We start from the raw sequence: 14844 nt of genomic DNA on the forward strand, positions 1-14844 counted from the left end.
GTTCGCAGGCAGGGTGTTCGCAGGTAGAATAGCCGCCCCGCGCGCGCCTGTGCAATCATCTCCGAGGTCAGTATGGATTTTCCCACTATTGAAGCATTTGTTGGCAACACCCCATTGGTGCGTTTGCAGCGCCTGCCCGGGGCAACCAGCAATACCTTGTTGGTGAAATTGGAGGGCAATAACCCGGCGGGGTCGGTAAAAGACCGCCCGGCGCTGTCCATGATCAGCCGTGCCGAGTTGCGCGGCGACATCAAACCCGGCGACACACTTATCGAAGCCACCAGTGGTAATACCGGCATTGCGCTGGCGATGGTGGCAGCCATTAAAGGTTATCGCATGATTTTAATCATGCCCGATAACTCCACCGCCGAGCGCAAAGCCTCCATGCTGGCTTATGGTGCGGAATTAATTCTGGTCAGCAAAGAGGCGGGCATGGAAGGTGCGCGCGATTTAGCGCTGCAAATGCAGGCGCAGGGCAAGGGCAAGGTGTTGGATCAGTTCGGCAACCCCGATAATCCCTTAGCTCACTACACCACCACTGGCCCCGAGTTGTGGCAACAGACCGGTGGCCGCATTACCCATTTTGTCAGCTCCATGGGCACCACTGGCACCATCATGGGCACTTCTCGCTTTCTTAAAGAGCAAAATCCAGCGATTCAAATCATTGGCTTGCAACCTTCGGAAGGCGCACAAATTCCCGGCATTCGCCGCTGGCCAGAGGCCTACCTGCCCAAAATTTATGAGCGCGACCGCGTGGATGGAATCGTCAATATGCCGCAAGCGCTGGCCGAGCAAACCATGCGCGAGTTGGCGCGTAGAGAAGGTATTTTCTGTGGCGTATCTTCCGGGGGGGCAGTCGCCGCTGCGCTGGAGTTGAGTCAGCAAGTGGAGAATGCGGTGATTGTGGCAATTATTTGTGATCGCGGTGATCGCTATTTGTCGTCGGGTTTGTTTAACCAGTAGCCCTGTTTGTTGATTTGCGTTGGTTTGTGGCTAGATTCATCTAGCCTTCTGTGTACCGCAATGGATTTTCTCATGTCACAAAAAAATGGTAAGACACCCTCTGGTGGCGCGTTTAAAAAAGGTAGTTTGCTCGGCAAAAAGCCGCGCCCCAAAAAAGCCGACGGCAGTGTGTATGTGCGCGATGATGCGCCGCGCCGCAATCAGCCGCGCCGCAATCAGCCGCGCTCGGCAGACAAGTCGGCGCAGGCCAGCGCAGTGCCGCAATTTAACAAGCGCTTGGGCGAGTTCACCATTGATCGTTTAAGTCACGATGGTCGCGGTGTGGCTGATCTGGATGGCAAAACTATTTTTATCGCTGGCGCCTTGGTTGGCGAACAGGTCAGCGCACGTTTAGTGGAAGAACATGCGCGCTTTATTGATGCGCGGGTCGATCAAGTCATCAGTGCCGCCCCTGAGCGGGTGTCGCCGCCTTGCGCCCACTATGAGCAGTGTGGCGGTTGTCAGTTGCAGCATATGCAACCGGCGCAACAGTTAGCGATGAAACAAGAGTCGCTGTTGCAACAGCTCAAGCGCTGGGGCGGTGTGGAGCCAAAGCGAGTGCTGCCGCCGATTAGCCATAGCGATACTGGTTATCGCAGCCGCGCGCGTCTAGGTGTGTGGTATGAGCAGGACGGCAGTGTCAGTGTGGGGTTTCGTCAGCACTACAGCAATCAAATTACCCAGATCGACCAGTGCTTGGTGTTAGCGCCGGAATTGAACCAATTACTGGCGCCGCTGCGCGACTGGTTGACGGAATTGCGCGCGGCTAAAGCGGTGACCCATATCGAACTGGTTAAAGGGCAGGGCGATGACCCAGCCGTTCACCAGAGTGCGATGATTGTGCGCCATACCAAAAAACTGGCCGAGGCGGATTTGGCCGCCCTGGCACTGCTGGCAGAACAACAGCAGGTCGCTGTTTGGCTTGAGCCAAATGGCAATTTGGGGCTGACGGATTTACAGGGCAACTTCTGCGATCCGCGCCTGCACTACTCAGTGGCGGGTTTGTCGCTCGCCTATCACCCGCAAGACTTCACCCAAGTCAACCCGCAGATCAACCAGCAGATGGTAGCGCAGGCCTTGGCGCTGCTGGAGCTCAAGCCGCAAGATCGCGCCTTGGATTTATTTTGTGGCATCGGCAACTTTACCCTGCCTATGGCGCGCCAATGTGCCGAAGTGGTGGGTATAGAAGCGGTGGAAACCATGGTGCTGCGCGGGCGCGAGAATGCGGCGGCCTTGGGCATCAACAACGCCAGTTTTATTGCCGCGAACCTCGCGGATATGACCCATACTCAGTTGCAGCGATTGGGTGGCAACATTAATGCGCTGTTATTAGACCCGCCCCGCGATGGTGCAAAAGACATTATCGCCAGCATCCAGCGCTGGGTGACCGGCAAGCAACTTTCGCCGCAGCGGATTGTCTATGTGAGCTGCAATCCCGCTACCTTGGCGCGGGATTCCGCATTACTCGCCGAGGCGGGTTATGTACTGGACGCGGTGGGTGTGCTGGATATGTTCCCCCACACCCAGCATTTGGAGTCTATGGCGCTGTTTTTGCTGAAATAAATGGCTTAAGCAGCGCAGCGCGGGCAACACCTGCCTGTGGCGAATACACAAAGTGGTTGGCTTAGCCACCGCTGTCCCAAGGATATAGGTGTCAGCAACCTGCGCGGTTGCCGACCCACAAGAATAAGTAAGGCGAGCCTTATGGTTAAAGTCAGAGCCGATCACCCCATAGCGGCTGATGGTCAGGTGGATATAGATGCCTGGATCGACCGTTTAAACAAATCCCACCTGCAATCGGACACCAGCCGCACCGAGCTGCGCCGCGCGGCGGAGCTGAGTTTGTCTCTAGTGGATATTCATGCCGACGACGACCACAGCTGGGGCGAGGATTTCTCCTGTTTTCGTATCGGGCTGGAAATGGCGGAGATTCTGGCCGACTTGCAACTGGATCAAGATGCGCTGATCGCCGCAATTCTGTACCGCGCGGTGCGCGAGCAGAAAATCACCCTGCCGGAAGTGCAAAACCGCTTTGGTGATACGGTCGCCAAGTTGGTGAAGGGCGTGCTGCGCATGGCGGCGATCAGCTACCAGCGCAATGAACACGAAGACCGGGTGCTGGGTTCCCAAGCCGTGGAGCAGGCGGAGAAGATCCGCAAAATGCTGGTGTCCATGGTGGACGATGTGCGGGTTGCACTCATTAAACTGGCCGAGCGCACCTGTGCGATCCGCTCGGTGAAAAATGCCGAGGCAGATCGCCGCCGCCAAGTGGCGCGCGAGGTGGCTGATATTTACGCGCCGCTTGCCCATCGTTTAGGCATTGGCCATATCAAATGGGAGCTGGAGGACTTGTCCTTCCGCTACCTGCAGCCGGACGATTACAAACGCATCGCCAAGTTACTGGATGAACGCCGTTTGGCGCGGCAGGAATATATCGACAACCTGCTTGAACTGCTGCGCAACGAACTTAGAAAAGCCGGGATTGAGGGTTCAGTTGGTGGGCGCGCCAAACATATTTACAGCATTTGGCGCAAAATGCAGCGCAAAGGCATTCCCTTTTCGCAGGTTTACGACATTCGCGCCGTGCGCATCCTGGTGCCGACAGTGCGCGACTGTTATGCGGTGCTCGGTATAGTGCACAGCCTCTGGCGCAACATCCCCCACGAGTTCGATGACTACATCGCCTCGCCCAAAGAAAACGGTTATCGCTCACTGCATACCGCAGTCTGGGGGCCGGAAAACAAGGTATTGGAAATCCAGATTCGCACGCAGGAAATGCACGAGGAGTCGGAACTGGGCGTTTGTGCGCACTGGCGTTATAAAGGCACAGATACCAAAGCGACCCAGGATGCCTACGAGCAAAAAATCGCTTGGTTGCGGCAGGTGCTGGAGTGGCACGAAGAATTGGGTGGCGATCCTTCACACCTGCAGGACGACCTGCGTGCGGTGAATCAGGATCGCATCTATGTGTTCACACCCGAAGGCCACGTAGTGGATTTGCCGCGCACCGCCACGCCCTTGGATTTTGCCTACAAAATCCACACGGATGTCGGCCATCGCTGCCGCGGTGCCAAGGTGAACAACCGTATAGTGCCGCTCAACTACCAGCTCACTAACGCTGATCAGGTTGAAATTCTGACCGGCAAGTTGGAATCGCCCAGTCGCGATTGGCTTAACCTGGCGCTGGGTTATGTGAATACCGGCCGCGCCCGCGCCAAAATCCAGCACTGGTTCAAACAGCAGGCGCGCGATAAAAACATCGCTGAAGGGCAAGCGTTATTGGATCGCGAATTCAAACGCTTGGCCTTGCTGGATCTGGATTTTGAAGAGCTGGCGCACAAACTGCACTTTAATACGCTGGATGATCTTTACGCGGCGGTTGGCGCCAGTGACATAGGCGTGGGGCAGGTGCTCAATGCGGCGCAGAAACAGCTGGATGAAGCCCACCCGCAACAGCCGCTAATTCCGCTCAAAACCAGCAAATCTACCCGCCAGAAAAAGGATTCGGATTTCTACATCGAAGGTGTGGGTAATTTACTGACCCAAATCGCCAACTGCTGTAATCCGGTGCCGGGCGATGCGATTACCGGCTACATCACCCTGGGCAAGGGCGTTTCCATTCACCGGCAGGACTGTAACAACATTCTGCAGCTGCAGGCCGATGAACCCCAGCGCATCATCAAAGTGGAGTGGGGCGAAACGCCACAGAGTTTCTATTCGGTGGATATAGTGATCGAAGCCTATGACCGCTACGGTTTGCTCAAGGATATTACGGTGCTGCTGGATACTGAACGCATCAATATTGTGGCGATGCAAACCCTGTCGGATAAACGCAAAAATACGGTGGATATGCAGGTAACGGTGGAAATTCGCAGCTTTGACGAGCTGAGTCGCATACTCACCAAACTCAATCAATTGCCCAACATCGCGTCAGCGCGCCGCAAACACTAGCCGCGCCGTAAACACTAGGACTCGTTCGTGAACCAATACACTATCGACGATTTACTCTATTTGATGGCACGCCTGCGCGACCCCGAAGCCGGCTGTCCCTGGGATATCAAGCAGGACTACGCCAGCATCGCCCCCTCGACACTGGAAGAGGCTTATGAGGTGGTGGATGCCATCGAAAAACAGGATTTTGTCCACCTCAAAGAAGAGTTGGGCGATTTGTTGTTTCAGGTCATTTTTTATAGCCAGTTGGGCAAAGAAGATCAGCGCTTTGACTTTGCCGCCGTGGTGTCAGACCTGGTCGCCAAGCTGATTCGCCGCCACCCGCATGTGTTTCCCGAGGGGACTTTGCAGAGCCGCGTAGACAATCGCCACACCCTGCCAGTGGATGTGAAGGCGCGCTGGGAAGCCATCAAACAAGAGGAGCGCGCCGCCAAGGGGGCGCAGGGTTTGTTGGCCGATGTACCCCTGAACCTGCCAGCCTTGAGCCGCGCTGCCAAGTTGCAAAAGCGCGCGGCGACCGTCGGTTTTGATTGGGAGGATGTGTACGGCCCCATCGCCAAGGTGCGCGAAGAGTTATTAGAGGTAGAAGCGGAATTAGACTCTGGCGATCAGGCGGCATTAGAGGAAGAGCTGGGTGATTTGTTATTTGCGGTGGTTAATATTGCCCGCTACCAAAAAATCGACCCGGAACAGGCACTGCGTCGCGCCAACCAGAAATTTGAGCAGCGTTTTAACTACATCGAACAACATGCCGCAGCGCCGCTTATGCAAACCAGTATTGATGAAATGAACCGCTTATGGGATGAAGCCAAGCAGGTTTAGTCAGGGTGGTGGATTACTAAAACTAAAAAGGCGCTTAGGAGGCGCCTTTTTAGTTTTAGTTGTATGAGCACTTATTTGTCGCTGTCCAATTTGCGTTTGGGCTTTTGGATAATCAGCGTTTTTACCGCTGGTTTAGCCGCTGCTGTTTTGGGTTTTGACGATTGGTTTTTAGTGGAATGGTTGCGTGCTGGCGCTCCAGTTGTCTTATTACCCGCTGTTGACGGCGAATTTCCGCCGCGCTTGGGTTTGGCGCCTTGGCGATTATCGTCCCGACGCTGTTCCCCTGTGGGTGTTTGTCGCCCATCGCTTGGTTTTTGTTTGGGGCGCGGACCGGGTTTCTGTATGGATTTGGGCACAGTCACCGTTTCGGTTTTGTATTTGCCCTGTTCAATACCCTCCAGCGTCCAGTTGCCAATTTTAACCCGCACCAAGCGCAGGGTAGGGTGACCTACGGCGGCCGTCATGCGCCGTACCTGACGATTGCGCCCCTCACTAATCACAATTTCCAGCCATTGGGTGGGTATGTTAGCGCGCTCGCGAATGGGCGGTACCCGCTCCCAGAGTTTGGGGGTAGGAATCAGACGCACCTCAGCGGGTTGAGTCATGCCATCATTCAGCGCCACGCCTTGTCGCAACTGGGTCAGGGCATAGCTATTGGGCGCGCCCTCCACTTGCACCCAGTAGGTCTTGGGTTGTTTGTGCGCTGGGTGGCTAATGTAGTGTTGCAGGTCGCCATCATCGGTGAGGAGTAGCAAACCTTCAGAATCGTGATCCAGTCGTCCAGCGGGGTAGACATGGGGAATCTTGATGTAGTCCTTGAGCGTCGGGCGCCCTTCACCGTCGGTGAATTGCGAGAGAACGCCAAAGGGTTTATTGAACAAAATCAGCGTGGCCATAAAACCTTACACCGGGGTTATGAGTCGTGTTGGCAGGCAATTTTATCCGAGTTAGGCTCGGCTGCCATAGCAACTAAACATGCATAAACAAGCGCGGAGGTGTAGAATCGCCGCGCTCTGGCAAGGGGGAGTTCCCTGTGGCGGGGCTCTTTTTCTACATTTTCATACTGTTAATGGCAAGGCTCACAAGGCCGAGCCGCATGAATTGATGGAGCCATCTTTAAATGACTGATTCAAAAATTATCTATACCCAAACCGACGAAGCCCCAGCCTTAGCAACCTATTCCCTTCTCCCCATAGTTCAAGCCTTTACCAAAACTTCCGGCATTGCCATCGAGACCCGCGACATTTCGCTCTCTGGCCGCATCATTGCCGCTTTCCCCGAGCGTTTGACCGAAGCCCAACGCATTGGTGATCACCTGGCAGAACTGGGCAAATTGGCGACTACGCCAGAAGCTAACATTATCAAGCTGCCGAATATCAGTGCGTCGATTCCACAGTTGAAGGCCGCGATCAAAGAATTGCAATCCCAGGGTTACAACCTGCCCGACTACCCCGAAGTTCCGGCTAACGACGACGAAAAAGACGCCAAAGCCCGTTACGACAAAATCAAAGGTTCCGCGGTAAACCCCGTATTGCGTGAAGGTAACTCTGACCGTCGTGCGCCCTTGTCCGTTAAAAACTACGCGCGTAAAAACCCGCACAAAATGGGCGCCTGGTCTGCTGATTCCAAATCCCACGTCGCGCATATGAACTCAGGCGATTTCTACGGCAGTGAAAAATCGGCGTTGATCAGTGCAGCGGGCAACCTGAAAATCGAACTGGTTGCTAAAGACGGCAGCACTAAAGTGCTGAAAGAAACGGTAAAAGTGCTCGCCGGCGAGATTATCGACGCGTCAGTGCTGAGCAAAAACGCCCTGCGCGCTTATATCGCTCAACAAATTGAAGATGCCAAAAACCAAGGCGTACTGCTTTCTGTTCACCTGAAAGCCACCATGATGAAGGTGTCTGACCCGATTATCTTCGGTCACTTCGTTTCTGTGTTCTACGCCCCGGTGCTGGAAAAACACGCGGCGGTGCTCGCTGAATTGGGTGTAGATGTAAACAACGGTATTGGCGATCTGTACACCAAGATCAAATCCCTGCCGGCTGACCAGCAAGCGGAAATCGAAGCCGACATCAAAGCGCTCTACGCCACTCGCCCGGCGCTCGCCATGGTGAACTCTGACAAGGGCATCACCAACCTGCATGTACCAAGCGATGTGATTGTGGATGCGTCCATGCCGGCGATGATTCGCGATTCCGGCAAAATGTGGAATACCGAAGGCAAGCTGCAAGACACTAAAGCCTGTATCCCCGACCGCTGCTACGCTGGCATCTACCAAGTAGTAATCGACGATTGCAAAAAACACGGTGCCTTTGATCCAAAAACCATGGGTAGCGTGCCCAATGTGGGCCTGATGGCGCAAGCCGCCGAGGAATACGGTTCACACGACAAAACCTTCCAAATTCCTACCGATGGTGTGGTACGTATTGTTGATGCAGCGGGCAAAGTGCTTATCGAACAAGCGGTAGAGCAGGGCGATATCTTCCGCGCTTGCCAAGTAAAAGATGCGCCAATTCAGGATTGGGTAAAACTCGCGGTAAACCGCGCGCGCGCTTCCAATACGCCGGCGGTGTTCTGGTTAGATCCAAAACGCGCGCACGATGCGCAATTGATCGCCAAGGTAAATACCTACCTGAAAGATCACGACACCAGCGGCCTTGAAATTCACATCAAAACCCCGGAAGAGGCGATTCAGTTCTCCCTCGACCGTATCCGCAAGGGCGAAGACACTATTTCGGTAACGGGTAACGTGCTGCGCGATTACCTCACCGATCTGTTCCCGATTATGGAGCTGGGCACCTCGGCCAAAATGCTGTCGATTGTTCCCCTGATGAACGGCGGTGGTTTGTTTGAAACTGGTGCGGGCGGCTCAGCGCCAAAACACGTACAACAATTCGTGGAAGAAGGGCACCTGCGCTGGGATTCACTGGGTGAATTCCTGGCTCTGGCAGAATCGCTGGATCACTTTGGCAATGTCACTAACAACGCCAAGGCAAAAGTATTCGCCAAAACACTGGATCAAGCGAACGGCAAGTTCCTAGATGAAAACAAGTCGCCTGGCCGTGCCGCAGGTGAATTGGATAACCGTGGCAGCCACTTCTATCTGGCGCTTTACTGGGCGCAAGCTTTGGCTGCACAAACGGACGATGCTGCCCTGCAAGCGCAGTTTGCACCTGTCGCCAAAGCCTTGACCGAAAGCGAAGCCAAAATAGTCGCTGAACTCAAAGCCGCCTCTGGTAAGCCAGTGGACTTGGGTGGTTACTATCGCCCTAATGATGCCAAAGCTTCTGCAGCCTTGCGTCCAAGCGCTACGTTCAACAGTATTTTGGCCAGCCTTGTATAAAACCTAAGGTGCCGGTCAGCACAAAAAGCCTCCTGTAGTGATACAGGAGGCTTTTTTATTTGCCTAGGCTGGTGGCGTCAGGCGGGAACGGCACTCATCTGTTGGTTGATCGCGGCTGAAGTGTCCTGCGGCACCTTGATGCTCACAGCGTGCAAACCTTTGTCACCCTTGGTGATGTCGAAACTTACGGCTTGCCCGGCTTTTAGGGTTTTGTAACCTTCCATCGCAATCGCTGAGTAATGTGCAAACAGGTCTTCACCGCCTTCATCCGCGAGAATAAAACCGTAACCTTTTGCATTGTTGAACCACTTAACTGTGCCTGTAGGCATGATTTAATCCTTCTGTCCGTGCGACATATGAGAATTTCTAATATCGCTTCGTTATTATTTTCCCAAGCATTACTGCTATTTGGGAGTATGGGACTTGGTGCTCTACGCCAAGCGCTACATACAAGTGGGTCGCATCGCTGGGGCAATTAGAGATAATTCACCCAAAATGATGCATTTGTATGCGCTTGCGGTCTTTTTTTATCCAACATTTGACCCAAAGTCAAGCGTTGATCCGTATCAACACCTGCTGGGGCAGGCTCTGTTGATGGGGTACAATGCGCGATATCGCTAACCATTTTTTATTTTGTATTGAATCTCTATGGGCAATCTGCAAAAGCATCAACTAACCTTAGCTAAAGACGATGATCATTCTATTGACGAGTCGGACGGTAGCCTTGCGGTTTTAACGGAAAAACCGAAATTAAAACGTCCTCCTATGTACAAGGTGATGTTGTTAAACGATGACTACACACCAATGGATTTTGTGGTGGAAATATTGGAAATATTTTTTTCAATGTCACGTGAAAAAGCGACTCATGTAATGTTGACGGTGCATGTTCACGGCAAGGCGGTTTGCGGTATCTATACTCGGGATATTGCGGAAACTAAAGCCGCCCAAGTGAATCAATATGCAAGAGAAAACCAGCATCCACTGTTGTGCGAAATCGAAGCGGTGGAGGATGGGGAATAAAACGGTTTTATACCTTGTTTAATCAAGCCTCGCCCCAACTGTTGGTTACAGTTGCCTGATGATTGTTAATCGATGGTTAAGCAACGGCAGGTTTAGATAATGTGAGTTGCCTTGTTAGACGATTTCAATGTGTTGGTTAGAAGAGGGTAAGCGCAATGTTAAGTAAAGATCTGGAAGTAACTTTAAATCTTGCTTTCAAAGGTGCGCGCTCCAAGCGTCACGAATTTATGACTGTTGAGCATTTACTGCTTGCGCTCATCGATAATGATTCTGCTGCGAGTGTACTGCGTGCCTGCGGTGCAGATTTGATTAGTCTGCGCAAAGAGTTGATTGAGTTTGTTGACTCGACCACACCGCTTATCCCCGAACACGACTCCGAGCGAGAAACCCAGCCTACACTTGGTTTCCAGCGCGTATTGCAACGTGCTGTATTTCACGTCCAATCTTCAGGCAAACAAGAAGTGACCGGTGCAAATGTACTGGTGGCCATTTTTAGTGAGCAGGAAAGCCAAGCCGTTTACTACCTGAAACAACAGAGTATTGCGCGCATCGATGTGGTGAATTACATCACTCATGGCATCCACAAAGTGAGCGGTACCAGTGATCACAGCCATGATCATCAAACACATCAAGAAAATCAGGATGAAGAATCAACAACCGGTGACTCAAGTTCCCAGAGTCCTTTGGAAAGTTTTGCGAGTAATTTGAACGAAGCGGCTATGCAGGGGCGTATAGACCCACTTGTGGGGCGCGAGTTTGAAGTAGAACGGGTGTGTCAGATTCTGGCACGTCGTCGCAAGAATAATCCGCTTTTAGTTGGAGAATCAGGGGTAGGTAAAACTGCGATTGCTGAAGGTTTGGCAAAGCGTATTGTTGATGGTGATGTACCTGAAACGCTTGCTTCCAGTGTGGTTTATTCCTTGGATATGGGCGCACTGTTGGCGGGTACTAAATATCGTGGCGATTTTGAAAAGCGTTTCAAAAGTTTGCTTAACGAATTGAAAAAGCAAAAAAATTCCATTTTATTTATCGATGAAATTCACACCATCATTGGCGCCGGTGCGGCATCTGGTGGCGTGATGGATGCATCCAATTTGCTCAAGCCTCTACTGTCTTCAGGTGAGATCCGTTGCATGGGGTCTACAACTTATCAAGAATATCGTGGAATTTTTGATAAGGATCGTGCGCTCTCGCGTCGCTTCCAAAAAGTGGACGTGAATGAACCAACAGTGGATGAGACATATCAAATTCTCAAAGGTTTGAAGAGTCGCTTCGAAAAACATCACAACTTGCGTTATACCGATGCCGCTTTGCGTGCAGCCGCCGAATTGGCCGAGCGTTATATCAACGATCGCTTTTTGCCCGATAAGGCTATTGATGTGATTGATGAGGCTGGCGCCTACCAACAATTGCAAGCACCCAGTAAGCGCAAAAAAACGATTGGCGTGACCGATGTGGAAAACGTGGTGGCAAAAATAGCGCGTATTCCCCCAAAAAGTGTGTCTTCATCTGATAAAGAGCAGCTGCGTAAACTTGATCAGAACTTGAAAATGACCGTTTTTGGGCAGGATGAGGCCATAGATACGCTGGCTACGGCAATCAAACTATCGCGCGCCGGTTTGGGTTCGATGGAAAAGCCAATCGGCTCCTTCCTCTTTGCCGGCCCAACCGGTGTAGGTAAAACTGAGGTGTGCCGTCAGCTGGCGCAATGTATGGGCATGGAGCTGATTCGTTTTGATATGTCCGAATACATGGAGCGTCACACTGTATCGCGCTTGATTGGTGCGCCACCAGGCTACGTTGGTTTTGATCAGGGCGGTCTGTTAACGGATGCCATTACCAAGCAGCCGCATTGCGTATTGTTGTTGGATGAAATCGAGAAGGCACATCCAGAAGTCTTCAACTTGCTGTTGCAAGTCATGGATCATGGCAGCCTTACTGATAATAACGGTCGCAAAGCAGACTTCCGCAACGTGATCTTGATCATGACTACCAATGCGGGCGCTGAAGTGATGAGCCGCGCTTCCATAGGCTTTACTCATCAAGATCACACCAGCGATGGTATGGAAGCGATCAAGAAGATGTTTACACCGGAATTCCGCAACCGTTTGGATGCCATAGTGCAGTTTGCGCCATTGACCTTAAATACCATCAAAACTGTGGTAGACAAGTTCCTGATGGAGCTGCAAACCCAGTTGGACGACAAACACGTTACCCTTGATATTACCGATGCGGCGCGTGAGTGGTTGGCTATTCATGGATATGACGTGAAAATGGGTGCACGTCCAATGGCTCGCTTGATTCAAGATAAACTGAAAAAGCCTATGGCCGAGGAAATATTATTTGGTTCCCTGTCCCAGGGTGGTGGAACTGTAAGCGTGGACGTAGACCCGATAGAGGACAAGCTTACAATTGAGGTGAGCGCTAAACATGCTCAGCCTGCCTAGTGCGATGATGGATTGTTGAAATAACAAAAAAAGCCGCTATATGCGGCTTTTTTTGTGTTCATTTGCTGGCTAATTAACGAGCGCGATAAGTGATGCGACCTTTGCTGAGGTCATAGGGAGTCATCTCAACCTTGACTTTATCGCCGGTAAGGATGCGGATGTAGTTTTTACGCATCTTGCCAGATATATGGGCAATAACCACATGGCCATTTTCCAGTTTTACGCGGAAGGTAGTATTGGGTAGGGTATCAATCACTTCGCCTTCAAATTCAATGCAATCGTCTTTTGCCATGCGGCAGCTTCCTCAGGTTTTAAACAGTTCTTGCCTATCGCTGATGCGACAGGAGGGGGGGTAAAAAAATAGGCGTGAATTGTGCCTTAATTAACCAGCGGCGCCAAGTAAAAAGCCCCGAAAAGCGGGATTTAACCGGAGCTTTCTCCTGCTAACGAGGTAAAAAGCAGCAAAAAGGTCGCTCCATCTGATGATAGAGGCGGTGTGCTAATTGAGCCGCATCCAGCGACGATTGATGAGTAGTTCCAGTGGGCGATATTGGATTTTGTATTTCATCTTGTCGCATTCCTTAATCCAATAACCCAGGTAGACATAATCCAGGTTCATGCTGCGTGCTTTTTCAATCTGGGCAAGTATCGCGAATTTACCCAGGCTGCGCTGTTCGAAGTCGGCATCATAAAAAGTGTAGACCGCAGAGAGCCCGTCCCCTAGCAGATCGCATACACACAAACCTATCAATTTCCCATCCAGGCGCAACTCAATAAATTGGGTAATGCCCCATTCACTGGTCAAGAAGGCTTTGTACTGCTCCTCGGAGGGAGGGTACATATCGCCGCGTTGATGCCGGCTCTCGATATAGCGAGCGTAGAGGTCATAATGTTCTTGGGTGTTAATGTCAGGTGTGAAATGTAATGAAATATCGGCATTTTGCTGCCAACAGCGACGTTGTGAACGGTTAGGTTTGAATAATTTGACCGGGATTCGGCAGGACACACAAGCTTGGCAGCGCAGGCACTGGGGCCGATAAAGGTGTGCACCGCTGCGGCGAAACCCCAGTTGTGATAATTGTGTGTATAACCCGGGGTTAATTTCGGCAGCAGGGTCAACAAATACTGTCGTCGCCTCTTGCCCATCCAAATAACTACAGGGGTGAGGTTGTGTTGCAAATAGTTTGAGGGACGACAAGTCGGACATAATTGCCTCGCGTAGATCCGTTTTATGCCCAGGGCGCAATTGTCAGGGTTGACCAAGGCAAAGAATATACTGCAGGTTCATTTGCAAAGTTTATCAGCAATTGCTGGAAATCTTCACGCGGGATTTCAACCGCGCCCAAACTAAATAAATGATCGTTGGCGACCTGACAATCGATGACCTTAAAGTCCCACTGTGTCAATTGTCGAACCAAATGGGCAAAGCCCACTTTCGACGCATCTGTGGCACGGCTAAACATGGATTCGCCAAAAAATAGTTGGCCCAGCGCTATGCCATAAAGCCCACCGACCAAACTATCGCCTTGCCAGACTTCAACCGAATGAGCAAACCCGCGCCTATGCAGTTCACAATAACCGGCAATAACTTCATCACTAATCCAGGTGCCATCGGCGTAAACACGAGGTGCTGCACAAGCGCGCATTACCGCTTCAAAACAATTGTCGAAGGTAACTTTATAGCAGCCCTTGCGTAAGGTTTTGCGCAGGCTTTTTGAAATATGTAATTGATGGGGAAATACCACCGTGCGTGGATTGGGGCTCCACCAAAGAATAGGATCACCGGGATTGAACCAAGGGAAAATACCGAGACGGTAAGCGGCCAAAATACGTTCGGGTGAGAGATCTCCGCCCACGGCCACCAACCCGTTAGGCTCCTCTAATGCAGTGGATGGTTCTGGAAACCAAAGGTCGTCATCATTTAGCCAATAAAGTTTGTTCATGAAATCCCGTTTTGAAAAACGTGCGTATATAAGAATGCGATATATACGAAAAGGTGTGTGGTAGCAAAGGTTCAACACAAACGCACCATAACCTGCAGTTGCTACAAAAAATGATTTGTAAATTTTTATTAGTTGGCGCGTTTTTTGAGTGTAATTTTTTGCTGGGATCTGAGTCAATAAATTGTTATTACCTTGAGTGCTTGTAAATTTAAAGACTATGCTTAGTAATACAGATTGGTGCTCTAGCCAAACCCCAACTCCAGTGGAATTTTGTTAATGGTTTGATTGTCTGTCTTTTGCCGCTTAAGTTGCT

At 51.5% G+C, this 14844-nt stretch carries 11 protein-coding genes and 1 pseudogene; 7 read left to right on the top strand and 5 right to left on the bottom strand.

The window, feature by feature from the left end; translation table 11 throughout:
* Positions 1-72: 72 nt before the first annotated feature.
* From cysM to mazG, 4 genes are all read left to right on the top strand, one after another.
* On the top strand, positions 73-963 hold the full coding sequence (cysM, locus tag ACFODX_RS13055) for a cysteine synthase CysM (protein WP_378119788.1): 891 nt from the start codon (positions 73-75) through the stop codon (positions 961-963).
* A 72-nt stretch (positions 964-1035) separates the two neighbouring features.
* On the top strand, positions 1036-2565 hold the full coding sequence (rlmD, locus tag ACFODX_RS13060; RefSeq protein WP_378119790.1) for a 23S rRNA (uracil(1939)-C(5))-methyltransferase RlmD: 1530 nt from the start codon (positions 1036-1038) through the stop codon (positions 2563-2565).
* A gap of 141 nt (positions 2566-2706) precedes the next feature.
* Positions 2707-4953: a GTP diphosphokinase gene (gene relA, locus ACFODX_RS13065; RefSeq protein WP_378119793.1), complete on the top strand. Its 2247-nt coding sequence runs from the start codon at positions 2707-2709 to the stop codon at positions 4951-4953.
* Positions 4954-4980: 27 nt separating this feature from the next.
* Positions 4981-5775, top strand: coding sequence for a nucleoside triphosphate pyrophosphohydrolase (gene mazG, locus ACFODX_RS13070; RefSeq protein WP_378119795.1), 795 nt, complete (start codon positions 4981-4983; stop codon positions 5773-5775).
* A gap of 335 nt (positions 5776-6110) precedes the next feature.
* On the opposite strand, the pseudogene ACFODX_RS13075 reads toward mazG, so the two are convergent.
* A pseudogene (locus ACFODX_RS13075) lies at positions 6111-6671 on the bottom strand (pseudouridine synthase); the annotation flags it as partial.
* 224 nt (positions 6672-6895) lie between these two features.
* Here ACFODX_RS13075 and ACFODX_RS13080 point away from each other — a divergent pair.
* Positions 6896-9121 (top strand): NADP-dependent isocitrate dehydrogenase, encoded by a 2226-nt coding sequence (locus ACFODX_RS13080; protein WP_378119797.1) that lies wholly within the window; start codon positions 6896-6898, stop codon positions 9119-9121.
* 77 nt (positions 9122-9198) lie between these two features.
* Here the strand turns inward: ACFODX_RS13080 and cspD are convergent, their stop codons facing one another.
* Complete coding sequence (gene cspD, locus ACFODX_RS13085) at positions 9199-9450, bottom strand: cold shock domain-containing protein CspD (RefSeq protein WP_378119799.1); 252 nt, start codon at positions 9448-9450, stop codon at positions 9199-9201.
* Positions 9451-9769: 319 nt separating this feature from the next.
* Here cspD and clpS point away from each other — a divergent pair, with 319 nt between their 5' ends.
* Positions 9770-10141, top strand: coding sequence for an ATP-dependent Clp protease adapter ClpS (clpS, locus tag ACFODX_RS13090; RefSeq protein ID WP_378119802.1), 372 nt, complete (start codon positions 9770-9772; stop codon positions 10139-10141).
* Positions 10142-10296: 155 nt separating this feature from the next.
* On the top strand, positions 10297-12588 hold the full coding sequence (gene clpA / locus ACFODX_RS13095; protein WP_378119804.1) for an ATP-dependent Clp protease ATP-binding subunit ClpA: 2292 nt from the start codon (positions 10297-10299) through the stop codon (positions 12586-12588).
* A gap of 73 nt (positions 12589-12661) precedes the next feature.
* On the opposite strand, the gene infA is transcribed toward clpA, so the two are convergent.
* From infA to aat, 3 genes are all read right to left on the bottom strand, one after another.
* Positions 12662-12880, bottom strand: a complete 219-nt coding sequence (gene infA, locus ACFODX_RS13100; RefSeq protein WP_324257676.1) for a translation initiation factor IF-1 — start codon at positions 12878-12880, stop codon at positions 12662-12664.
* Positions 12881-13087: 207 nt separating this feature from the next.
* The gene (locus ACFODX_RS13105) at positions 13088-13795 is read right to left on the bottom strand and encodes an arginyltransferase (RefSeq protein WP_378119807.1); all 708 of its coding nucleotides are present in this window, start codon (positions 13793-13795) and stop codon (positions 13088-13090) included.
* 22 nt (positions 13796-13817) lie between these two features.
* Complete coding sequence (gene aat / locus ACFODX_RS13110) at positions 13818-14531, bottom strand: leucyl/phenylalanyl-tRNA--protein transferase (protein ID WP_378119809.1); 714 nt, start codon at positions 14529-14531, stop codon at positions 13818-13820.
* Positions 14532-14844: the final 313 nt, after the last annotated feature.

This window comes from Cellvibrio fontiphilus (genome assembly GCF_042646205.1).
Lineage (GTDB): Bacteria > Pseudomonadota > Gammaproteobacteria > Pseudomonadales > Cellvibrionaceae > Cellvibrio > Cellvibrio fontiphilus_A.

Excerpts from the sequence above, each read along its gene's own strand:
- relA (WP_378119793.1), top strand. The coding sequence starts at position 2,707 with ATGGTTAAAGTCAGAGCCGATCACCCCATAGCGGCTGATGGTCAGGTG.
- clpA (WP_378119804.1), top strand. The coding sequence starts at position 10,297 with ATGTTAAGTAAAGATCTGGAAGTAACTTTAAATCTTGCTTTCAAAGGT.
- cysM (WP_378119788.1), top strand. The coding sequence starts at position 73 with ATGGATTTTCCCACTATTGAAGCATTTGTTGGCAACACCCCATTGGTG.
- ACFODX_RS13080 (WP_378119797.1), top strand. The coding sequence starts at position 6,896 with ATGACTGATTCAAAAATTATCTATACCCAAACCGACGAAGCCCCAGCC.
- rlmD (WP_378119790.1), top strand. The coding sequence starts at position 1,036 with ATGTCACAAAAAAATGGTAAGACACCCTCTGGTGGCGCGTTTAAAAAA.
- aat (WP_378119809.1), bottom strand. The coding sequence starts at position 14,531 with ATGAACAAACTTTATTGGCTAAATGATGACGACCTTTGGTTTCCAGAA.
- ACFODX_RS13105 (WP_378119807.1), bottom strand. The coding sequence starts at position 13,795 with ATGTCCGACTTGTCGTCCCTCAAACTATTTGCAACACAACCTCACCCC.
- clpS (WP_378119802.1), top strand. The coding sequence starts at position 9,770 with ATGGGCAATCTGCAAAAGCATCAACTAACCTTAGCTAAAGACGATGAT.
- infA (WP_324257676.1), bottom strand. The coding sequence starts at position 12,880 with ATGGCAAAAGACGATTGCATTGAATTTGAAGGCGAAGTGATTGATACC.
- cspD (WP_378119799.1), bottom strand. The coding sequence starts at position 9,450 with ATGCCTACAGGCACAGTTAAGTGGTTCAACAATGCAAAAGGTTACGGT.